The organism is Pseudomonas sp. AO-1, from assembly GCF_019775695.1.
GTDB lineage: Bacteria > Pseudomonadota > Gammaproteobacteria > Pseudomonadales > Pseudomonadaceae > Aquipseudomonas > Aquipseudomonas parakoreensis.
Window position 1 is genome coordinate 6,426,566 of sequence record NZ_CP079947.1, and the last position, 22,340, is coordinate 6,448,905.

The 22,340-nt window shown below is 60.6% G+C and carries 20 protein-coding genes; 12 read left to right on the forward strand and 8 right to left on the reverse strand.

Annotated elements, in window-relative coordinates; translation table 11 throughout:
- Positions 1-13 precede the first annotated feature (13 nt).
- The 11 genes from tcyJ (at position 14) to KVQ82_RS29425 (ending at position 11,143) form a co-directional block, all read left to right on the forward strand.
- Entirely contained in the window at positions 14-814 is an 801-nt protein-coding gene (gene tcyJ, locus KVQ82_RS29375) for a cystine ABC transporter substrate-binding protein (protein WP_041071182.1), read from the forward strand.
- Positions 814-1,479 (forward strand): cystine ABC transporter permease, encoded by a 666-nt coding sequence (tcyL, locus tag KVQ82_RS29380; RefSeq protein WP_003220607.1) that lies wholly within the window; start codon positions 814-816, stop codon positions 1,477-1,479. Before tcyJ ends, tcyL begins: the two co-directional genes overlap by 1 nt.
- Positions 1,480-1,482: 3 nt before the next feature.
- Entirely contained in the window at positions 1,483-2,232 is a 750-nt protein-coding gene (tcyN, locus tag KVQ82_RS29385; protein WP_047290800.1) for an L-cystine ABC transporter ATP-binding protein TcyN, read from the forward strand.
- Positions 2,233-2,701: 469 nt separating this feature from the next.
- A complete protein-coding gene (locus tag KVQ82_RS29390) occupies positions 2,702-3,466 on the forward strand; it encodes a hypothetical protein (RefSeq protein WP_041071176.1) in 765 nt (254 codons plus the stop codon).
- A 393-nt stretch (positions 3,467-3,859) separates the two neighbouring features.
- Entirely contained in the window at positions 3,860-5,101 is a 1,242-nt protein-coding gene (locus KVQ82_RS29395; protein ID WP_222017309.1) for an SfnB family sulfur acquisition oxidoreductase, read from the forward strand.
- A gap of 36 nt (positions 5,102-5,137) precedes the next feature.
- A complete protein-coding gene (locus KVQ82_RS29400; RefSeq protein WP_222017311.1) occupies positions 5,138-6,331 on the forward strand; it encodes an SfnB family sulfur acquisition oxidoreductase in 1,194 nt (397 codons plus the stop codon).
- A complete protein-coding gene (locus KVQ82_RS29405) occupies positions 6,331-7,683 on the forward strand; it encodes an LLM class flavin-dependent oxidoreductase (RefSeq protein WP_222017313.1) in 1,353 nt (450 codons plus the stop codon). The genes KVQ82_RS29400 and KVQ82_RS29405 overlap by 1 nt, the downstream gene beginning before the upstream one ends.
- A gap of 126 nt (positions 7,684-7,809) precedes the next feature.
- Positions 7,810-8,619: a MetQ/NlpA family ABC transporter substrate-binding protein gene (locus KVQ82_RS29410; protein WP_041071164.1), complete on the forward strand. Its 810-nt coding sequence runs from the start codon at positions 7,810-7,812 to the stop codon at positions 8,617-8,619.
- 2 nt (positions 8,620-8,621) lie between these two features.
- Positions 8,622-9,743, forward strand: coding sequence for a methionine ABC transporter ATP-binding protein (locus KVQ82_RS29415; RefSeq protein ID WP_222017315.1), 1,122 nt, complete (start codon positions 8,622-8,624; stop codon positions 9,741-9,743).
- Positions 9,733-10,377, forward strand: coding sequence for a methionine ABC transporter permease (locus KVQ82_RS29420; protein WP_027611182.1), 645 nt, complete (start codon positions 9,733-9,735; stop codon positions 10,375-10,377). The genes KVQ82_RS29415 and KVQ82_RS29420 overlap by 11 nt, the downstream gene beginning before the upstream one ends.
- A 136-nt stretch (positions 10,378-10,513) precedes the next feature.
- Positions 10,514-11,143 (forward strand): bifunctional 2-polyprenyl-6-hydroxyphenol methylase/3-demethylubiquinol 3-O-methyltransferase UbiG, encoded by a 630-nt coding sequence (locus KVQ82_RS29425; protein WP_222017318.1) that lies wholly within the window; start codon positions 10,514-10,516, stop codon positions 11,141-11,143.
- Positions 11,144-11,227: 84 nt separating this feature from the next.
- On the opposite strand, the gene KVQ82_RS29430 is transcribed toward KVQ82_RS29425, so the two are convergent.
- From KVQ82_RS29430 to KVQ82_RS29440, 3 genes are read right to left on the reverse strand one after another with little or no spacing between them, the layout of a single operon-like run.
- Positions 11,228-14,281, reverse strand: a complete 3,054-nt coding sequence (locus KVQ82_RS29430; protein WP_041071156.1) for an efflux RND transporter permease subunit — start codon at positions 14,279-14,281, stop codon at positions 11,228-11,230.
- On the reverse strand, positions 14,278-15,342 hold the full coding sequence (locus KVQ82_RS29435) for an efflux RND transporter periplasmic adaptor subunit (RefSeq protein WP_041071153.1): 1,065 nt from the start codon (positions 15,340-15,342) through the stop codon (positions 14,278-14,280). The genes KVQ82_RS29430 and KVQ82_RS29435 overlap by 4 nt, the downstream gene beginning before the upstream one ends.
- Positions 15,339-16,442 (reverse strand): efflux RND transporter periplasmic adaptor subunit, encoded by a 1,104-nt coding sequence (locus tag KVQ82_RS29440; protein ID WP_222017320.1) that lies wholly within the window; start codon positions 16,440-16,442, stop codon positions 15,339-15,341. Before KVQ82_RS29440 ends, KVQ82_RS29435 begins: the two co-directional genes overlap by 4 nt.
- A 202-nt stretch (positions 16,443-16,644) precedes the next feature.
- On the opposite strand from KVQ82_RS29440, the gene KVQ82_RS29445 reads away from it, so the two are divergent.
- Complete coding sequence (locus KVQ82_RS29445; RefSeq protein ID WP_222017321.1) at positions 16,645-17,841, forward strand: AAA family ATPase; 1,197 nt, start codon at positions 16,645-16,647, stop codon at positions 17,839-17,841.
- 120 nt (positions 17,842-17,961) lie between these two features.
- Here the strand turns inward: KVQ82_RS29445 and KVQ82_RS29450 are convergent, their stop codons facing one another.
- The 5 genes from KVQ82_RS29450 to KVQ82_RS29470 all read right to left on the reverse strand — a co-directional run bounded on the left by KVQ82_RS29450 (position 17,962) and on the right by KVQ82_RS29470 (position 22,297).
- Entirely contained in the window at positions 17,962-18,834 is an 873-nt protein-coding gene (locus KVQ82_RS29450) for a transporter substrate-binding domain-containing protein (protein WP_041071145.1), read from the reverse strand.
- Positions 18,831-19,613, reverse strand: coding sequence for an amino acid ABC transporter ATP-binding protein (locus KVQ82_RS29455; RefSeq protein ID WP_222017323.1), 783 nt, complete (start codon positions 19,611-19,613; stop codon positions 18,831-18,833). Before KVQ82_RS29455 ends, KVQ82_RS29450 begins: the two co-directional genes overlap by 4 nt.
- Positions 19,610-20,269: an amino acid ABC transporter permease gene (locus KVQ82_RS29460; RefSeq protein ID WP_222017325.1), complete on the reverse strand. Its 660-nt coding sequence runs from the start codon at positions 20,267-20,269 to the stop codon at positions 19,610-19,612. Before KVQ82_RS29460 ends, KVQ82_RS29455 begins: the two co-directional genes overlap by 4 nt.
- Positions 20,250-20,915 (reverse strand): amino acid ABC transporter permease, encoded by a 666-nt coding sequence (locus KVQ82_RS29465; RefSeq protein WP_145595768.1) that lies wholly within the window; start codon positions 20,913-20,915, stop codon positions 20,250-20,252. Before KVQ82_RS29465 ends, KVQ82_RS29460 begins: the two co-directional genes overlap by 20 nt.
- 584 nt (positions 20,916-21,499) lie before the next feature.
- Positions 21,500-22,297 carry a MetQ/NlpA family ABC transporter substrate-binding protein gene (locus tag KVQ82_RS29470; RefSeq protein WP_041071133.1) on the reverse strand — a complete coding sequence of 266 codons (798 nt, stop codon included), beginning with the start codon at positions 22,295-22,297 and terminating at the stop codon, positions 21,500-21,502.
- Between the last annotated feature and the right edge of the window lie 43 nt (positions 22,298-22,340).

The window sequence follows — 22,340 nt, forward strand, 5'->3', positions numbered from 1 at the left end:
ACAGGGGCTTGTCATGAATTTTTCCGCACTACGTCGCACTCTGCTGGTAGGTTCGCTGGGCCTTGCACTGAGCGCCGGCCTGATCGGCCAGGCAACCGCCGGTGAGCAGCTGCAACAGATCAAGGACAAAGGCGTCATCAACGTCGGCCTGGAAGGCACTTACCCACCGTTCAGCTTCGTTGACGCCGACGGCAAACTGTCCGGTTTCGAAGTCGAGCTCTCCGAAGCCCTGGCGCAGAAACTCGGCGTGAAAGCCAAGATTCAGCCGACCAAGTGGGACGGTATCCTCGCTGCGCTGGAATCCAAACGTCTGGACGTCGTGGTCAACCAGGTGACCATCTCCGACGAGCGCAAGAAGAAATATGACTTCTCCGAGCCGTACACCGTTTCCGGGATTCAGGCGCTGGTGCTGAAGGACAAGGAAGCCAAGTTGAACATCAAGACTGCCGCCGATCTGTCCGGCAAGAAAGTCGGTGTCGGCCTGGGCACCAACTACGAACAATGGGTTCGCGCCAACGTGCCGGGCGCTGACGTGCGCACCTACGACGATGATCCGACCAAGTTCGCCGACCTGAACAACGGCCGCACCGACGCCATCCTGATCGACCGTCTGGCCGCACTGGAATACGCCAAGAAAGCCCCGAAAACCGTGGCTGCCGGTGAAGCGTTTTCCCGTCAGGAATCCGGTATTGCCCTGCGCAAAGGCGAGCCTGAGCTGCTGGCTGCGGTGAACAAAGCCCTCGACGAGCTGCGTGCCGACGGTACCCTTGAGAAGCTGTCGAAGAAATACTTCAACGCTGACGTCACCAAATAATGGAAGAAGCTTTCCAACTCGCACTGGACTCCGCGCCCTTTCTGCTCAAGGGCGCGTACTACACGGTTATCCTCAGCCTGGGCGGCATGTTCTTCGGCTTGCTGCTGGGCTTCGGCCTGGCCTTGATGCGCCTGTCGCGCTTCAAACTGGTGAGCTGGATTGCCCGCATCTACGTGTCGTTCTTCCGCGGCACGCCGTTGCTGGTGCAACTGTTCGTGATCTATTACGGCTTGCCGCAACTGGGTCTGGAACTGGATCCGCTGCCGGCGGCGCTGATCGGCTTCTCGCTGAACATGGCCGCCTACGCCTGTGAAATCCTCCGCGCGGCGATCGGTTCGATCGAACGTGGTCAATGGGAGGCCGCTGCGAGCATCGGCATGACCCGTGCGCAAACCCTGCGCCGGGCCATCCTGCCGCAGGCCATGCGCACGGCGCTGCCGCCGTTGGGCAACAGCTTCATTTCACTGGTCAAGGACACGGCACTGGCCGCCACCATTCAGGTGCCGGAACTGTTCCGCCAGGCACAGCTGATTACCGCCCGGACTTTCGAAGTCTTCACCATGTATCTTGCCGCCGCGCTGATCTACTGGATTCTGGCCACGGTGCTCTCGCATCTGCAGAACAAGTTGGAAGAGCGGGCCAATCGGCACGACCAGGAGTCCTGACCCATGATTGTCGTGGAAAAACTGACAAAGCAGTTCAAGGGTCAAGAGGTGCTCAAAGGCATCGATCTTGAAGTAAAGGAAGGCGAGGTCGTGGCCATCATCGGCCCCAGCGGTTCGGGTAAAACCACGTTCCTGCGCTGCCTGAATTTCCTTGAAGAGCCCACCAGCGGCCGGATCAAGGTCGGCGATATCGAGATCGATACCCGCCGTCCTCTGAGCCAGCAACAAAGCCTGGTGCGCAACCTGCGCCAGCACGTAGGTTTCGTGTTCCAGAACTTCAACCTGTTCCCGCACCGCACCGCCCTGGAAAACGTCATCGAAGGGCCGATCGTGGTCAAGAAGATGCCGCGCGAACAAGCCGTTGCCCTGGGCATGAAGCTGTTGGCCAAGGTCGGTCTGGCCGGCAAGGAAGATGCGTATCCGCGTCGTCTCTCCGGCGGTCAGCAACAGCGCGTGGCGATTGCCCGGGCGCTGGCGATGGAACCGGAAGTGATCCTGTTCGACGAACCGACCTCGGCGCTCGACCCGGAACTGGTCGGCGAAGTACTGGCGACCATTCGTGGTCTGGCTGAAGAAAAACGCACCATGGTCATCGTCACTCACGAAATGGGGTTCGCCCGTGATGTGGCCAACCGTGTGGTGTTTTTTGACAAGGGCGTGATCGTCGAGCAAGGCGAAGCCAAAGCCTTGTTTGCCAACCCGAAAGAAGAGCGCACCAAACAGTTTCTCAGCAAGTTTCTGAATCACGCCTGAGAAGCTTATTGTCTGGAGTCATTAACTTCCATGGATGGAAGTTATACTTTTCCCGCCTACACTAACATCTAAGCTCCTCCATTCTAAAACCTGTCAAAACAATACATACATGTTCTGCAGCCGTTGGACTTAATCCGTTGCGCATCTCTTTGCCTGCGAAACGATCCAAACTCGCCTGCACTAAAACAATAAAAACTGCCAAAAAACCGTAGTTCCATTCGCCATTGCGGCTAGGCAGCGTGACTGCACAACGTAGGAATCTTCTGATTAATCGGTAATTCACGGATTAACTAAGACACTCTATTGACACTCTTTCCCGCACACTCTTATCTAGTCGTCAACCGGCACCCACTAGTTGAATCAATTCGCACTCAGTCTGAACAAAAGTTCAGGCTGCATAACCGATTCATCACGCCTTTTGTTTTTTCAAGAAACGGAATTCGCCGCAAGATTTCAAGGAGAGAGCCCGATGATCCGCACTTCGCATACCCCCGAACTGGCAGCCCCACACCTGGCAGCCGCGCAGAAAAACGCCGTCAACCTGGCCGCGGCCGCGCATCTGCTGATCGATGTTCTGCCGTACCCCGGTATGGACGCCGGCGATCTGATCGAACTGTTCTGGAACAACTGCTACGTCGCCTCACGCGTCCTGACCAGTGAAGACCTCGGCACATCGGTCAGTCTGCGAGTGCCGGAGAGCTTCATCGCCAGCGGCACCGCACGGATTCACTATCGGGTCATGCAAATCGGGCAGGGACCTGCGCTGTCGGCGGCAACCCGGGTTCAAGTCAAGCTCGACTGCCCAGGCGGCCAGCCTTCGGCGTTGTGCGGTGACGAGAATCAGCAACTGGCGCCGGTCACGGTACCCGACACCATCCGCCGCCAGGGCGTGAACCCCAATCAGATCAAACGCGGTGTGCCCCTGACCATCGAACCCTACCGGAACATGGCCGAGGACGACGCCATCACCTTGCGCTGGGGCGATGTGCGCATGGACCTGGCCCGAATCACCGCTGCCGATGTCGGCCTGCCGATTCAGGTCTGGGTGCCACCGGCAGTGATTGTCGAGGGCGGTGAGGATCTGCGCCTCGACGTAACCTACTGCGTCATCGACTGGGTCGGCAACAACTCACGCTGGGCACCGCCACGGACGCTGAAGATCGGTTGCGTGAATCCTTATCTGAAGGTGCCGCTGCGCCAGGATCTGAAGGCCGCTGAATCGACCAAGGATTGATGCCGCATTCCTGTACTCATGGGGCTTTGTAGTGAGGGGATCCAGGGAAGTCGTACCGCCCCGATGGACTGCGAAGCAATCCCGTTTTTTATGATTCAGAAAGGGCCGCTGCGCGGCCGGTCGGGGATAAATCCCCTCACCACAGGTTGTATTGCCACGGCTGAGAGACTGTTAACCAACCCGACCACCGCCCCTTCTATACATATTCCTAAAAGTTAGTTTATTTAATATTTATACACGCTTAGGGTATATGAACCGGACCACCGGACATTCTTTCGTTCGCCGCACTTTTGCGGCGTTTTTCATGAGATGTGAGGTAGGTAGTATGGTCCGGAACACAATCACCCCAGTGCAGATCGCCAGGGCATTGCGTGCAGCCAGGGAGCGGCACTGATGTCCAGTCTGGCCGATGCAAACGTCCAGTCGGATCTGGACATCGCCCCGTTGTTGTTGCCCGCGCAGGTCTTGCGCAACGACACCCAAGCCATCAAGGCCGCCCATGAGCTGGCGCAAGTCGCCCGCGTGCAGGCCGCCAGGCGCGACCGCCAGCGCAAGCTGCCGTGGTCGGAAATCGAACAGTTCACCCGCAGCGGTCTGGGCAGCATTGCCATCCCCCGTGAATACGGCGGCCCACAGGTTTCGTTTGTCACGTTGGCCGAGGTGTTCGCGATCATTTCCGCGGCCGACCCGGCGCTGGGACAGATCCCGCAGAACCAGTTCGGCATCATCAATCTGGTGCTCGGCAGCGCCACCGAGGCGCAGAAAAAACAGCTGTTCCAGAGTGTTCTGGAAGGCTGGCGCATCGGCAACGCCGGCCCTGAGCGCGGCACCAAAAACACCCTGGAATTGAAAGCGCGCATCACCGCCGACGGCGATGACTATGTGCTCAACGGCCAGAAGTTTTATTCCACCGGTGCGCTGTTCGCGCACTGGGTGGCGGTCAAGGCGCTCAATGACGACGGCAAGCAAGTGCTGGCCTTCGTCCGCCGTGGCACCCCGGGCCTGCGCATCGTTGATGACTGGTCGGGCTTCGGGCAGCGCACCACCGCCAGCGGCACGATTGTGCTGAACAACGTGCGGGTCGAGTCGAGCCTGGTGGTCGACAACTGGAAGATCAACGAGAAGCCGAATACCCAAGGTGCCGTGTCGCAGCTGATTCAAGCGGCCATCGACGCCGGCATCGCCCGTGGCGCCATCGACGACGCCATCGAATTCGTCAAAACCCGTGCGCGACCCTGGATCGACGCCAAGGTGGAACGCGCCAGCGATGACCTCTACGTGATCGCCGACATCGGCAAAATGAAAATCGAACTGCACGCCGCCGAGGCATTGCTGCGCAAGGCCGGGCAAGTGCTGGATCAGGTGCACGCCGCACCGCTCACCGCCGAGTCCGCCGCCCGCGCTTCGATTGCGGTGGCCGAAGCCAAAGTGCTGACTACCGAGATTTCCTTGCTCGCCAGCGAGAAGCTTTTCGAACTGGCCGGCAGCCGCGCGACCCTCGCCGAATTCAACCTCGACCGCCACTGGCGCAACGCCCGGGTGCACACCCTGCACGATCCGGTGCGCTGGAAATATCACGCGGTTGGCGCCTATCGCCTGAACGGTACTTTGCCGGCCCGCCATTCCTGGATCTGACGACCGCACACTTTCTCAAAGGCATTGGAGAGAACCATGACTTTTTCCCACCCCGTCGCGGTCATCACCAGCGATGAGCAAGCCCTGATCGTCGCCAGCGATCTGGCCGAAGATTTCAAACGCGACAGTGCCGTGCGCGACCGTGAACGCCGCCTGCCACTGCCGGAGCTCGACGTATTTTCCCGCTCTGGCCTGTGGGGCATCAGCGTGCCCAAGGAGTATGGCGGCGCCGGTGTGTCCAACGTGACCCTGGCCAAAGTCATCGCCCTGATCGCTCAGGCTGACGGCTCTCTTGGGCAGATTCCGCAGAACCATTTCTACGCCCTCGAAGTGCTGCGCGTTAACGGCAGCCACGAGCAGAAACAGCGGCTGTACGCCGAGGTGCTGGCCGGCCAGCGCTTCGGCAACGCCCTGGCGGAACTCGGTACCAAAACCGCCCACGACCGCGTCACCCGCCTCGAGCGTGACGGCAACGGCTATCGCATCAACGGGCGCAAGTTTTATGCGACCGGCGCGATCTACGCGCAGCGTATCCCGACCTCCGTGGTCGATGAAAATGGCGTGCAGCAACTGGCCTTCGTCCCGCGTGACAGCAAAGGCCTGACGGTCATCGACGACTGGAGCGGTTTCGGCCAGCGCACCACCGGCAGCGGTTCGGTGGTGTTCGAAGACGTCTACGTTGCCGCCGACGACGTGATCCCGTTCCAGAGCGCCTTCGAGCGTCCAACCACGGTCGGCCCGCTGGCACAGATCCTTCACGCCGCCATCGACACTGGCATCGCTCGCGCCGCTTACGAAGATGCCCTGCACTTCGTGCGCAGCAAAACCCGGCCGTGGATCGACTCCGGTAATGACAAGGCCACCGAAGACCCGCTGACCCTGAAGAGCTTCGGCCACTTGAGTATTCGTCTGCACGCCACTGAAGCACTGCTGGAACGCGCCGGCGAATCCCTCGACAAGGCCCAGGCCGAGACCAACGCCGAAACCGTCGCTGCTGCCTCGATTGCCGTCGCCGAAGCGCGGGCGATCAGCACTGAAATCTCGCTGGCGGCCGGCAGCACCCTGTTCGAACTGGCCGGTAGCCAGGCGACCCTGATCGAACACGGCCTCGACCGTCACTGGCGCAATGCTCGGGTGCACACCCTGCACGACCCGGTGCGCTGGAAGTATCACGCGGTGGGCAATTACTACCTCAACGATGAAAAGCCGCCACTGCGGGGCACCATTTGATGAGCAAGAAAAAGATTCTGCTCAATGCGTTCAACATGAACTGCATTGGCCACATCAACCACGGTTTGTGGACACACCCGCGCGACACCTCGACCCGCTACAACACCATCGAATACTGGACCGAACTGGCGCAGTTGCTGGAGCGCGGGCTGTTTGACGGACTGTTCATCGCCGACATCGTCGGCGTGTACGACGTCTACCAGAACTCGGTGGACGTCACGCTGAAAGAGTCGATCCAGTTGCCGGTCAACGATCCTCTGCTGCTGGTGTCGGCCATGGCTGCGGTGACGAGAAATCTCGGTTTCGGCCTCACCGCCAACCTCACCTATGAACCGCCCTATCTGTTCGCCCGCCGCATGTCCACGCTCGATCATCTGAGCTGCGGTCGGGTCGGCTGGAACATCGTCACCGGTTACCTCGACAGCGCCGCCAAGGCCATGGGCCTGCCCGAACAGGTCGAGCATGACCGTCGCTACGATCAGGCCGACGAGTACCTCGAAGTGCTCTACAAACTCTGGGAGGGCAGTTGGGAAAACGGTGCGGTACTCAATGACCGCGTGCAGCGCATCTACGCCCAGCCGGAGAAGGTGCACAAGGTCGAGCACCACGGCGAATTCTATCAAGTCGAGGGTTATCACCTCTGCGAGCCGTCGCCGCAGCGCACGCCTGTGCTGTTCCAGGCTGGCAGTTCCGATCGTGGATTGCTGTTCGCCGGGCGTCACGCCGAGTGCGTGTTCATCAGCGGCCAGAACAAGCCATCGACCAAAGTGCAGGTGGACAAGGTCCGCGCCAGCGCCGTCGAAGCCGGACGCAATCCCGAAGACATCAAGGTGTTCATGGGCCTCAACGTGATCGTCGGCGCCACCGAAGCAGCCGCGTGGGCCAAGCACGCCGAGTACTTGAGTCATGCCAGTGCCGAGGCCGGTGTGGCGCACTTCTCGGCGTCCACCGGCATCGATTTTTCCCAATACGAAATCGACGAGCCGATCCAGTACGTCAAGAGCAACGCCATCCAGTCCGCGACCAAGAACCTGCAGAACAACGACTGGACCCGGCGCAAGTTGCTCGACCAGCACGCCCTCGGTGGCCGCTACATCACCGTGGTCGGCTCGCCTGAGCAAGTGGCCGATGAACTGGAAGCGTGGATCGCTGAAACCGGTCTCGACGGCTTCAACCTGACGCGCATCGTGACCCCGGAAAGCTATGTCGATTTCATCGAGCTGGTGATTCCGGAGTTGCAGCGGCGCGGGTCGTACAAGACTGCGTATGACAGCGGCAGCTTGCGCGAAAAACTGTTTCACGCAGGGGCGCAGTTACCTGAGCAACATACCGGATCTTCGTACCGCCGCTAAAAGCATCGCTGGCAAGCCAGCTCACACAAGGGTCTGTGGCGTTCACAAAACCTGTGGGAGCTGGCTTGCCAGCGATGAGGCCCGACCAGACACCACAAAATTCATGCACTGACTGGAAAAATCACCATGACCCAGAAATTCCTGTCCCACCCAGTCAAAGCACTGGCCCTGGCCTTCGGCCTGTTCAGCTCGGCGGTGTTCGCCGCCGATGCACCACTGAAAATCGGCACCACCGCTGCCTTCGCGATTCCGCTGGAAGCCGCCGTCGAGGAAGCCTCCAGACAAGGCCTGAAAGTCGAGCTGGTGGAGTTCACCGACTGGATCGCACCGAACGTCAGCCTCGCCGCCGGCGACATCGACGTGAACTACTTCCAGCACATCCCGTTCCTCGAAAACGCCAAGGCGGCCTCCGGTTTTGACCTGGTGCCGTTCGCCCCGGGGATCATCAACAACGTCGGCCTCTATTCGAAAAAATACAAAAGCTTCGACGAGTTGCCTGAAGGCGCCAGCGTCGCCATCGCCAACGACCCGATCAACAGCGGTCGCGGTCTGCAACTGCTGGCCAAGGCCGGTCTGATCACCCTCAAACCTGGAGTCGGCTACAAGGCCACCGAAGACGACATCGTCGCCAACCCGAAGAAGATCAAGATCCTCCAAGTCGAAGCCGTGCAACTGGTGCGCGCCTACGATGACGCCGATCTGGTTCAGGGCTACCCGGCCTATATTCGTCTGGCGAAGACTTTTGACGCAGGCTCAGCGCTGCTGTTCGACGGTCTCGACCACAAGGAATACGTGATCCAGTTCGTCATCCAGCCGAAGAGCAAGGACGACCCGCGCCTGATCAAATTCGTCGACATCTACCAGCACTCGCCGGCCGTTCGCGCTGCGCTGGATAAGGCTCACGGCAAGCTGTATCAGGCCGGTTGGGAAAGCTGAACATGACCGCCGCGATCCAACGGCGACTGGAGATTCCAGAGCCAAAACATGCTGAAAAAACCGAACTGCATCCCGAGCTGAATCGTGCCCACGTGCGCTTCATCGGCCTGGGTAAAACCTACGCGGGTCGGCAAGGCCCGGTGGCGGCCCTGCAAGGCATCGACCTGGCGATCCAGCGCGGCGAGGTGTTCGGCATCATCGGCCGCAGCGGCGCCGGCAAATCGTCGCTGATCCGCACGATCAATCGTCTGGAACAACCGACTGCGGGACGGGTGCTGATCGATCAGGTCGACATCGGCGAGTTCGATGAGGATCGCCTGGTCGCACTGCGCCGAAGGATCGGCATGATCTTCCAGCACTTCAACCTGATGTCGGCCAAGACCGTGTGGCAGAACGTCGAACTGCCGCTGAAAGTCGCGGGTGTGCCGAAGCCGCAACGTGAGCAGAAGGTGCGTGAACTGCTCGAACTGGTCGGCTTGCAAGCCAAGCACAAGGCCTATCCGGCGCAGCTTTCCGGCGGGCAGAAGCAGCGTGTCGGCATCGCCCGCGCATTGGTGCATGACCCGGACATTCTGCTGTGCGACGAGGCCACTTCGGCGCTCGATCCCGAGACCACTCAGTCGATCCTCGGCCTGCTGCGCGAGATCAACCGACGCCTGGGCCTGACCATCGTGTTGATCACCCATGAAATGGCGGTGATCCGCGAAATCTGCGACCGCGTGGTGGTACTGGAACACGGGCGGATTGTCGAGCAGGGCCCGGTCTGGGAAGTGTTCGGCAATCCGCAGCACGAGGTCAGCCAGACCTTGCTCGCGCCGCTGCAACACGCCTTGCCGGCAGAACTGCAAAGCCGTCTGCATGCCCTGCCGCCCTCCCCGGGCGCGGCGGTGGTATTGCGTTTGCAGTTCACCGGTGGCGCCGCCGATGAGCCGGATCTGGCCGCGTTATTTGCCGCCCTCGGCGGACGCGTGAAGTTGCTGCAGGGCGGCGTCGAGCGGATTCAGGGCCACGCGCTGGGACAACTGTTGCTGGCGGTCAGCGGCTCATCCTTGAGTGCCGAACAATTGCGCGAGCGCGCCGGGCAGTGGGCACAACGAGTGGAGGTATCGGGTTATGTGGTTTGATCGCTTGCTCCAGGGTTTCATTGACACCTTCCTGATGGTCGGCGTGTCGTCGCTGATCGCGTTGCTGGTGGGGATCCCGATGGCGGTGATTCTGGTCACCAGCGACAAGGGCGGGATCTATCAGGCGCCGCTGCTCAACCGGGCGCTGGGCGCGTTCGTGAATCTGTTCCGCTCGATCCCGTTTCTGATTCTGATGGTCGCGCTGATTCCGTTCACCCGGCTGATTGTCGGCACCACGTACGGTGTGTGGGCGGCGGTGGTGCCGCTGACCATCGCCGCGACGCCGTTCTTTGCGCGGATTGCCGAAGTGAGTCTGCGTGAGGTCGATCACGGCTTGATCGAGGCGGCGCAAGCCATGGGCTGCCGGCGCTGGCACATCGTCTGGCATGTGCTGTTGCCTGAAGCGCTGCCGGGGATTGTTGGCGGGTTCACGATTACGCTGGTGACGATGATCAACTCGTCGGCCATGGCGGGGGCGATTGGCGCCGGCGGCCTCGGCGATATCGCTTACCGCTACGGTTATCAACGTTTCGACAGCCAGATCATGCTGACGGTGATTGTGTTGCTGGTGGCGTTGGTGGCGGTGATTCAGCTCGGGGGCGATCGCCTCGCCAGAGGTCTGAACAAGCGCTGAAGCAAGATCAAAAGATCGCAGCCTTCGGCAGCTCCTACAGGGGAATGCGATCTTCTGTAGGAGCTGCCGAAGGCTGCGATCTTTTAAAGCGCGAAAGCGCTTATAGTCTGCTCAACTCCCCCAAACAGTCCGCCCCATGAAACAGACTCCCACCGATCTGGAACAGATCACCGCCACCACCCTCGGCCACTACAACTCGGTGGCCGAAGACTTCCGCGAAGGCACCCGCGATCACGATGTCAGCCAGAACATCGACGCCTTGCTTCGCCACATCCAGGGTCCGGCGCCGTTCACCCTGCTCGATTTCGGCTGCGGCCCCGGACGTGATTTGCAGACGTTCACCCGCATGGGCCACGTCGCGGTCGGTCTCGATGGCTCAGAGGAATTTGCGCGCATGGCCCGCGAAGACAGCGGTTGCGAGGTCTGGCAGCAGGACTTTCTGAAACTCGATCTGCCGGCCGAGCGCTTCGACGGCATCTTCGCCAATGCGGTGCTGTTTCATGTGCCGTTGCAGGAGTTGCCGCGAGTGCTCAAGCAGTTGCATGGCACGCTGAAGCCGGGTGGGGTGTTGTTCAGTTCCAATCCGCGCGGGGATAACCGCGAGGGCTGGAACGGGCCGAGGTACGGCGCGTACCACGACCTGCCGGCGTGGCGCGGATTGTTGACGGCGGCGGGGTTTGTCGAGCTTGAGCATTACTACCGGCCGGCGGGATTGCCGCGCGAGCAGCAGCCTTGGCTGGCGAGTGTCTGGCGGAGGGTTGGCTGAAGATCAAAAGATCGCAGCCTGCAGCAGCGCCCACATGGGATTTCCTGTAGGCGCTGCCGCAGGCTGCGATCTTTTGCTTTTGCCTTATGCGGTCTCTTTCTTCGGCTCGCGAATCTTGTACCAGGCCACATACAACGCCGGCAGAAACAGCAGGGTCAGCAACGTCGCAACCACGATCCCGCCAATCATCGCGTAGGCCATCGGCCCCCAGAACACTTCCCGGGCAATCGGAATCATGCCCATGCTCGCCGCCGCAGCCGTCAGCAGGATCGGCCGACGCCGGTGCTCGGTCGCTTCCACCACCGCATCCCACGGCGTATAGCCCTTCTGCTCGAACTCATCGATCTGCGTCACCAGAATCACCGAGTTGCGGATGATGATACCGATCAGTGCAAGGATCCCCAGGATCGCCACGAAGCCCATCGGCGTACCGGTCGGCACCAGCGCCAGCACCACACCGATCAGACCCAGCGGCGCGACACTTGCCACCAGGAACATCTTCTGCACGCTGTGCAACTGGATCATCAGGAAGGTCGCCATCAAAAACAGCATCAACGGCAGCACCTTGGCGATCGGTCCCTGGGCCTTGCCGCTTTCCTCGACCGTACCGCCCGTGGCGACTTTGTAGCCGACCGGGAGTTTTTCAGCGAAAGCATCAATCGACGGCTTGAGCAGTTTTACCAGGTCGGTCGGCTGGATCTCGTCGCGCACCGAGGCCTTGATGGTGATGGTCGGCAGACGGTCACGACGCCACACCAGCGGTTGCTCCAGCTCATACCGCACGGTGGCGAAGGCCAGTAGCGGAATCGACGTGCCGTTGGGTGTGACGATCTGCAGGTTCTGCAGGGTTTCCGGGGTGCCGCGTTCGGAATCCACCGCGCGGCCGACGACATTGATCAGGTAGATATCGTCATCGACCTGGGTCAGTGGCGAGCCGCTGACGATGCTGTTCATCAGCTTCGCCACGTCTTCCGAGGACAGCCCGAGCTGACGCGCCTTGTCCTGGGCAATGTCGATGCGCAGCACTTTGCCCGGCTCGTTCCAGTCGTAAATGATCTCGCCGATGTGCTCGTTCTTGTCCAGCTCGGTCGCCAGGTCGATAGCGTGCTTGCGCACCTGGTCGATGTCCTTGCCGCTGACCCGGTACTGGATCGGGCGCCCCACCGGCGGGCCCATTTCCAGCGCCTGCACGTAACTGCCGATGCCGACGAAGTCCTTGTGCAAGCGTTCACGCAGGCGTTGGCTGAGGGCTTCGCGGGCCTCGAAGTCTTTGCTGACGATCACCAGTTGCGCGTAGTACGGGTTCTGCAATTGCTGGTCGAGCGGCAAGTAGAAACGGATCGCGCCCTGACCGATGTAAGTGCTCCAGCGCACGATGTCCGGGTCGCCCTTGAGCGTGGCTTCGAGCTTGTCCACGGCCTTGCGGGTTTCGTCGATCGAGGCGTTTTGCGGCAGGTTCAGATCGACGAGGATTTCCGGGCGATCGGAGGACGGGAAGAACTGATTCTGCACAAAGCGCATGCAGAACACCGCCAGCACGAAGCACAACACGGTGATGCCGATCGCCCACCAGCGGTTGCGCATCGACCACAGCAAACCGTGGTTGAATGCCCGACCAATGCGTCCCGGCTCGCCCTCGTGAGGTTTCACATTGGTGCTGAGGATGTGCACGCCGATTACCGGTGCGAACAGCACCGCGACGATCCACGACACCAGCATCGCCACCGCGATCACCGCAAACAGGGTGAAGGTGTACTCACCGGCGGAGCTGGCGTTGAGGCCGATCGGCACGAAGCCGGCAACGGTCACCAGCGTACCGGTGAGCATCGGGAACGCCGTCGAGGTGTAGGCAAACGTAGCCGCCTGCTCCTTGGTCTCGCCCATTTCCAGACGCGTGACCATCATCTCCACGGTGATCATCGCGTCGTCCACCAGCAGACCGAGGGCGATGATCAGCGCGCCGAGGGAAATCCGCTGCATGGTGATGCCGCTGTATTCCATGAACACAAACACCATCGCCAGCACCAGCGGAATCGAGCACGCCACCACCAGCCCGGCGCGCACGCCAAGACTGATGAAGCTGACCACAAGCACGATGATCACCGCTTCGAACAGCGCGCTGGTGAAGCCACCAACCGCCTCTTCCACCACCACGGCCTGATCGGACACCGTATGGACGCCGACGCCAACCGGCAGATCAGCGGTGATCTGGTCGATCCGCTGGTGCAACGCCTTGCCGAACTCCTGAACGTTGCCGCCCTTCTGCATGGCAATCGCCAGACCGATTGCCGGCTTGCCGTCGAAACGGAATTCCGGCGTGGCCGGGTCAACATAACCGCGACTGATGTCGGCGATATCGGCCAGACGATAGAAGCGCTCATTGAGTTTGAGATTGACCTCGGCCAGATCCTTCTCCGACGCGAACTGCCCTGAAGTACGCACCGAGATACGCTCAGGCCCGGCCTCGATCACACCCGCCGGAGTCACGGCGTTCTGCGATTGCAGGCTCTGCACCACCTGACGCTGATCGATGCCCAATGCCGCGAGCTTGCGGGTGGAGAAGTTCAGGTAAATCACTTCGTCTTGCTGGCCGATCATCTCGATCTTGCCCAGACCCGGCACGTTGCGGATCTCGGCGCGCGCCTGTTCCACGTAGTCACGCAACTGGCGCATGGTCAGGCCGTCGGCGGTAAACGCGTAGACCGAGCCGTAGACGTCACCGAACTCATCGTTGAATCCGGGTCCCTGAATCCCTTGGGGAAACTGTCCGCGAATGTCATCGATCTTCTTGCGCACCTGGTACCAGATTTCCGGAATGTCCTTGGCGCTGGTGGTGTCGCGCAGGTACACGTAGACCGTCGATTCACCGGGGCGCGTGTAGCTTTTCACGTAGTCGAGAGAATCGAGCTCCTCGAGTTTTTTCTCGATGCGGTCGGTGACCTGCTTGAGGGTTTCCTCCTGGGTAGCGCCCGGCCATTTGGTCTGGATGACCATGGTCTTGATGGTGAACGAAGGGTCTTCTTCACGCCCCAGATTGAAGTAAGAGAACACCCCCATCAGCAACGCGACGAACATCAGGTACCAGACGAACGACTGATGCTTGAGGGCCCATTCGGAGAGATTGAAAGAGCCTTTCATTGACTGTCCTCGTCGAGTTTCACGGCTTGTCCGGGTTTAAGACTGTTGACGCCTGCGCTGACCACGCGCTCGCCGGATTTGACGCCGTCGGCCAGCACCACGGTGCCGTCGGTACGGCTGATCACGCTGACGTCACGGGGCGCAACGGTTTTGCTGGAGGTGTCGACCACCCAGATGCGGGTCTTGCCATCGGCTTCCTGCAGGGCAGTGGCAGGCAACTCGATACGCGGCTTGATCGCCGAACTGAGGGTCACGCTGATCGCCGTACCGAGGCGAAACCCCTCCGGGGTGCTGGCCAGGGTCAGCCGCGCGCGGCGGGTGCGCGTGGCGCTTTGAGCCTGCGGTTCGATCTCGCGAATGGTCGCGGTGGTATTGATGCTCGGGTCGAGTTGCCCGGCCACCAGAAACACCACGTCGGCGGGGATCTGATCAACCAGTGTGTCCGGCAGGTCGATCACCGCTTCCTTGATGTCCGGTTGCGCCAGAGTCACCACTTGCTGGCCGGCGGTCACCACTTGGCCGGCTTCGGCATTCCATGCGGTGACCACGGCTTTGTGGTCGGCGCGCAGCTCGGTGTAGCCGAGCTGATCCTTGCTCTGATCGACCGCCGCCCGTGCCTGATCGAGCGAGGCCTGGGTGGTTTTCAGATCGGTGATGGCGATGTCCAGTTGTGCCTGCGCGCCCACCCCACGATCAAACAGCGCCTGCTGACGCCGGGCATTGGCCTGGGCGTTGATCAGTTGCGCCTGCACCTTGGCCAGATCGCCTTGGGCCGAACGCAACTGATTCTGTTGATCGGAGGGGTCGAGCGTGGCGAGCAACGTACCCTTTTGCACCTCGGTGCCGACATCGACGTTACGGCTGGCAATACGTCCACCGACGCGGAAACCGGTGTTGCTCTCGTAACGCGCCTGAATGCTGCCGGCGAAACGCCCGAGGGTTTCCTCGTTCAGCGCCTGTACCTTGATCGACAGCACGGGTCGTACCGGCTCCGGAGGTGGCTCGCTTTTCGAGCAGGCGGCCAGCAACACACTGATGGATAACAGCCCCAGACGCTTCATGGCTGTGCTCCCGGTTGCAGATCCTTGTAGGTGTTTTCGGCGATCTCGACTTTCATGCCCGGATGCAACAACTGCCCACCCGCGACAATGACTTTTTCCCCGCCTTTGAGACCGTCGCTGATGATCACCTTGCCGATCAGGTAGCGGCTGACAGTGACGTTGTGCAACTGCACCTCGCCCTTGTCGTCAACCATCCACACGGCCGGATCGCTGATGTTTTTGGTCAGCGCCGACCATGGCAATTCCACCGCCGACTTGCCGCTGCCCTTGGCCGTGGCGCTGACCACCGAGCCGAGCTGCATGCCCTGCGGCAGGCTGTCGAGGGAGACTTTGACTTGTACCGTGCCAGACTGCGCCGACACTGCCGGAGTGATTTCGCGCACCGTGCCGGTGGTCTTGATCGCGGGATTATCGAGCAGGCTGACGACAATCGAGCGATCGGCAGGACGTTCGGCCAGCAGCGATTCGTAGACGTTGAACACCGCGTCGCGATCGCCATCGCGGGCCAGTTTGAAAATCGGCGCGGTCGCCTGGACCACCTGGCCGACCTCTGCCTGGCGTTCAGTGATAATCCCCGGGGCATCGGCGATCAGCGCGGTGTAGCTCAGTTGATCCTTGGCATTGGCCAGTTGCGCCTGCGCCGCGCTCAAGGCGCTCTGGCTGCTGCGCAAGGCGGCTTGGGCGGAGTCGAATTCGCTCTGGCTGGTGTAACCCTTGGGCAACAGTTTCTGCTGACGCACGAACGCTGCGGCGCTCTGTTTGACCCGTGCCTGCTCGGCGATGACCTGGGCCTGAGCGGAATCGACGTTGGTCTGCAAATCCTTGGGATCGAGTTTGGCCAGCACTTGCCTGGCGCTGACCCGGTCGCCGACATCCACCATGCGCTGGATGATCTTGCCACCGACCCGGAACGACAGTTCGGTCTGCACCCGCGCCTGCACATCGCCGGTCAGGGTCACGGCAGCCGCGTAATCGGCAGGTTTGACCTCTTGCACAAAGACCCGTGGCAGGTACTCCGCCGGGGCTTCTTTCTTGCCGCAAGCGGTCAACAACGTGAGCAGGCTCAGCACGACAACTGTTTTCAATCCGGGACTCGCCATGCAGACTCCTTCCTGTGTACGAACGTGCAAGTGACGATACGACTGTGAGCTTAGAACAGGGTTCAACGTTCGCCTGCGTGATCTCTATATTTCCCCTGTAGGAGCTGCCGCAGGCTGCGATCTTTTGACTTTACAAAAGCAAGATCAAAAGATCGCAGCCTTCGGCAGCTCCTACAATGGTCGCCTCAAGAGAAGGATTTTCATGCTCAAGACCCTCGCGGTGGCCAATTACCGCTCGATCAACAAACTGGTGATTCCGCTGGGCCGGCTGAATCTGATCACCGGCCCCAACGGCAGCGGCAAGTCCAATCTCTACCGCGCCTTGCGCCTGCTGGCGGAGACCGCTCAGGGTGGCGTGGTCAATGCACTGGCCCGCGAGGGCGGGCTGGACTCGACGTTCTGGGCCGGGCCGGAAACCATCAGCCGACGCATGCGCAGCGGCGAAGTGGCGGTCGAGCCGACCGTGCGTCAGGGCGTCAAACGGCTGCGCCTGGGGTTTGCCGGGGAGGATTTCAGCTACTCCATCAGCCTCGGCCTGCCCGACTCCAACGGCCACTTCATGTTGCCGGGAGACACTCAGCCCAGCCCCTCGCGTTTCAGCCTCGATCCGCAGATCAAGCGCGAATGCATCTGGGCCGGCCCGCTCTATCGCCCGGCGAGCCTGCTGGTGGATCGCAACGGTGCGATGATCCGCGCCCGCGAAGCCCGCAGCTGGGACGTGCTGGCGCAGCACACACCGAATTTCGACAGCCTGTTCGATCAAATCGGCAGCCTGCGCAGTTCGCCAGAGGTGTTCCAGATGCGCGAGTTCATCCGCCGCTGGCGCTTCTACGATCACTTTCGCAGCGACGCCGACGCCCCGGTGCGCCAGCCGCAACTGGGCACGCGCACGCCGGTGCTGCACCACGACGGTCGCGATCTGGCAGCCGCGTTGCAGACCATCAATGAAATCGGCGACCCCGAGGCCTTGCAGGCGGCGATCAGCGATGCGTTTCCCGGCGCACGGCTGAACATCGCACCGCTGGCCGGTGGACGCTTTGCCATCGAGTTTTCCCAGGAGGGGTTGCTGCGACCCTTGTCGGCGGCGGAGCTGTCGGACGGGACGTTGCGTTATCTGTTGCTGATTGCCGCATTGCTGACGCCACGTCCACCGTCATTGATGGTGCTCAACGAACCGGAAACCAGCCTGCACCCGGATCTTTTGCCGGCGCTGGCGCGCTTGATCATTCGCGCGTCGGAACAGTGTCAGGTGTGGGTGGTGTCCCATGCGCGGCGGCTGATTTCAGCGTTGCAGGAAGATCCGGAGTGCAACTGCATCGTGCTCGAAAAAACGCTGGGGCAGACCGGAATTGTCGGGCAGCGGGTGCTGGATGAGCCGGCGTGGCACTGGCCGGATTGAGCCGCGCCTGAACCGGCGCTTTCGCGAGCAGGCTCGCTCCCACAGTTGGAATGCGTACCCCTGTGGGAGCGAGCCTGCTCGCGAAGAGGACCTTCAGGTCAGCGCAGATTTAACGGCCAATCACCCCTGCCACTTGCCACCCTCGACAATCACACTCTCAGGCCGGGTGTCATCGCTCAGCTCTTTGCGCACGTATTGGTCGTACAGCTTGAGCAGGTACTTCTCTTCACCCAGCTTCGCCAGTTCGCTGTTCACCCAGTCACGCAGCTCGACATTGCCCTTCTTCACCGCCGGGGCAATCGGTGCTTCGGCGCCGAGTTTTTCCTCCAGCACACGGTAGCCCGGGTTCTGTTTGGCCCAGCTGAACAGCACCAGATTGTCCTGCGCGTAGGCATCACCACGACCGTTGGCCAGTGCTTGCAGCGACTCGGAGTTTTTCTCGAACTTCAGCAGTTTCCAGTCCGGATGGTTCTTGGTCAGCCAGATGTCGGCGGTCGTGCCGGTGGTCACGATGGTGGTGCGGGTGGCCAGGTCATCCAGTTTTTTCACCGCACTGCTTTGCGGCACCAATGCCTGCACCGCAACCTTGAGGTTCGGGTTGGTGAATTCCACCGCTTCCTTGCGCTCCGGAGTCACGGTCATGTTGGCGAGGATCAGGTCGACCTTGTCGCTCTGCAGGAACGGAATGCGGCTCGCCGGCTCCACGGCAACAAACTCGACTTTGTTCTCGTCACCGAGCAGATCCTTGGCGAAACGCCGGCCGATGTCGGTGTCGAAACCGACGTAGCGCCCGGCCTCATCGACGAAACCGAACGGTGGCTTGTCGGTGAACACGCCGACGATCAGTTTGTCGCGGGCCTTGATCTTGTCCAGATAACCGGCTGGCGCGGCGCTTTCGCTGGCGACTTTCGGCTTCGGCGGTTCTTCGGTTTTGCTGCAACCGGCAAGCAAGGCAAGGCTGAGCAGAGGCAGTAAAAAAGCGGCAGTTTTCATAACAGTTCCAGTTCCTTTGTCGGATTCGTTTTTGGCAGTGTTGCAACGAAGGAGAACTTCTCCAGGAACTGCTGCGCGCGTGCGGTTTGCGGGTTCGTAAAGAAAATCTCGGGCGGGTTCTGTTCAAGGATGCGCCCGGCATCCATGAACACGATGCGGTCGGCCACTGCGCGGGCGAAGGCCATTTCGTGGGTGACGATCAGCAGGGTCATGCCCTCGCTGGCCAGGCCCTGAATCACTTGCAGCACTTCCTTGACCATTTCCGGGTCGAGGGCCGCGGTGACTTCATCGAACAGCATGACCCGTGGGTTCATGCACAACGAGCGGACGATGGCGATGCGTTGCTGCTGACCACCGGAGAGCTGGCGCGGGAAGGCATCGCGTTTATCCGCCAGGCCCACGCGTTCGAGCAGCGCTTCGGCTTGCTGCTGCGCTTCACGGCGCTGGCGCTTTTGCACCTTGAGCGGGCCAAGCAATAAATTGTCGAGCACGCTCATGTGCGGAAACAGGTGATAACTCTGGAACACCATGCCGATCTGTTGGCGCACTTCGCGCCAGTCGGTGGCTTTGTCCAACAGTTCACGACCGACAAATTTCAGGCTGCCGCTGTGCGCTTCTTCCAGGCCGTTGAGGCAACGCAGCAACGTGCTTTTGCCACAACCGCTGGGGCCGAGGATAACGATCACTTCGCCGCTGCGCACTTGCAGGTCGATGCCCTTGAGCACCTGCTGCTCGCCATAGAATTTGTTGAAACCCTGAAACTCGATCAATGCGCTCATGCTTGCGTCCAGCGCCGCTCCAGCACGCGCGAGGCGGCCGACAGCGGGTAGCAGATAAAAAAGAAAAACAGGAACAGCGCGCCGTAGATCAGCACCGATTCGTAGGTGCGCTCGATGATCTGCTGGCCGACCTTGATCACATCCACCACGCCAATCAGCACCGCCAGCGAGCTGGTCTTGATGATTCGCGTGTAGACGTTGATGGTCGGTGGTGTCATGCGCTTCAGCGCTTGCGGCAGCAACACGTAGCCGTACAGTTGCGCAGCATTCAGGCCGATCGACAGCCCCGCCTCACGCTGCCCGCGCGGCAACGAATGCAGCGCACCGCGTGCCACCTCGCCAACCTCGCTGGCGCCCCACAGCGATAGCACCAGCACCGCGCACCAGAAGCTCGGCAGGCTCAGGCCGAAGAAAATCGGCAAGCCGAAAAACAGCAGGTACAGCCAGACCAGCACCGGAATCGCCCGGAACAGTTCCAGATAGATCCGCAGGATCGCGTTCAGCCACGTCACGTTGAGCGTGCGCAATACGCCGTAGAGCACCCCGCCAATGGTGCTGATGGCGATGCTCAGAAACGAGATCGACAGGGTTTGCCCGGCGCCTTTTGTCAGTTGCGGCAACGACACCCAGAGCAGTTCAAGACCCGAACTGGCCATGCTGGAGCCTCCTTTCCAGACGGCTCAACAGCAGCGACAGCGGCAAGAACAGCAGCACGCAGATCAGCGTCAGCACGGCGAGCATTTCGTAGGTTTTGTAGTAGAGCGCGATGTAGCTTTTGGTGGTGTAGAGGATTTCCGGCACCGCCACCGCCGAGACCACGGTGGTTTCCTTGAGCAGGAAAATGAAATTGGCGAACAGCGACGGCAGGCTGAGAATCCCTGCCTGCGGCAGGATCACGTAGCGCAGCAACTGGCCGTGGGACAGGCCGATGGAGCGCCCCGATTCCAGTTGCGCCTGTGGCACCGCATCGATACCGGCGCGCAGTACCTCGGTGAGGTAGGCACCGCCAAGGAAAGTCATGGTGATGATTGCCGCGGTGAATCCGGAAACCTTGATCCCCAGCGCCGGCAAGGCGAAGTAGACGAAGAACAGTTGAATCAGCAGCGGCGTGTTGCGCGCCAGCTCCACATACAGGCCGACGACGCGTTGCAGGTAAGGCGTGCGGAACACCAGAATCGTCGCGTTGAGCAGGGCCACCAGCAGCGACGTGCCGATGGCGATGAACCCGACTTGCAGCGTCACGCCCACAGCCTTGAGAAAGGCCGGCAGGGTACTGAGGATAAAGGCGTAATCGAAAGTCATGAAGCATCCTGGACGTCGCTCGGTAAGCGACGGTCATGCAGTCCATGGACAGCGGGTAACTGTCCGGCAGGTGCTGACTTTATAGGTATAAAAACAAGAATTTAAATACTGTTAAAGCATATTGATATCACCCAAAAAACTACCCTGTGGGTTTGCCGGGAAGGAATAAGAAGGCTATTTTCCCTTGCGCTGTAGGAAGGATCTTTTTTGCGTGAAAGCCCTCCAAGGACGAACAGCTTTTGGCCAGACTCCCCCGGCCAAACCATTACAAGGAAGACAACATGGACGTAAAAGTGCCGCAGCGACTGGATCCGCAGGACATCGTGAAATTGCTCGTGGCGTTGCGCCGGGCGTTAAAAGCTCAGGTGGCCTGAGTTACCACACATCAAGATCAAAAGATCGCAGCCTGCGGCAGCTCCTACAAAAGATCGCTTTCCCCTGTAGGAGCTGCCGCAGGCTGCGATCTTTTGATTCTGGCTTTAGATCCTGTGGCGATCCCATAAATCGAGCACACACAAAAACGCCGATGACCCTCACTGGCCATCGGCGTTTTCATACCTTGAAGGGGTGGTTCAAGCGGCGGATCAGAACGCCGGCAGTACCGCGCCGTTGTACTTCTTCTCGATGAACGCTTTGACTTCAGGGCTGGTCAGGGCAGCGGCCAGTTTCTTGATAGCATCGCTGTTCTTATTGTCCTCACGGGCGACCAGGAAGTTCACGTAAGGCGAGTCAGCGCCTTCGATCACCAGCGCATCCTTGGTCGGGTTCAGCTTGGCTTCCAGCGCGTAGTTGGTGTTGATCATGTCCAGATCAACTTCCTTCAGCACACGTGGCAGCAGCGCCGATTCCAGTTCCTTGAACTTGAAGTTGTGCGGGTTCTTGGCGATGTCCTTAGGGGTCGCCAAGGCGTTTTTCGGATCTTTCAGTTCGATCAGGCCCGCCTTCTGCAGCAGGATCAGGGCACGGCCGCTGTTGCTGCCTTCGTTCGGGATCGCGATGGTCGCGCCGTCAGGCAGATCAGCCAGTTTCTTGTACTTGCTCGAGTAGCCACCGAACGGTTCCACGTGCACGCCTTGCACGGTCACCAGGTACTTGGCCTTGTCGTCCTTGTATTTGCCGGCATTGAAGCTGTCCAGGTAGGGCTTGGTCTGGAAGTAGTTGGCATCCAGACGCTTCTCGCCAACCTGCACGTTCGGCTGCACGTAGTCGGTGAAGACCTTGATTTCCAGATCCACGCCTTCTTTGGCCAGGGTCGGTTTGATCAGCTCGAGAATTTCCGCGTGCGGCACCGGAGTCGCCGCCACCACCAGTTTCTCGCCGGCCTGGGCCAGGGAAGCAGTCAGAGCAGCCGCCAATGCGGTAAACAACAGAACCTTTTTCATGCAGTGTCCTTATCGAGAATCACGGTCGCGTGGCGACGGCTAT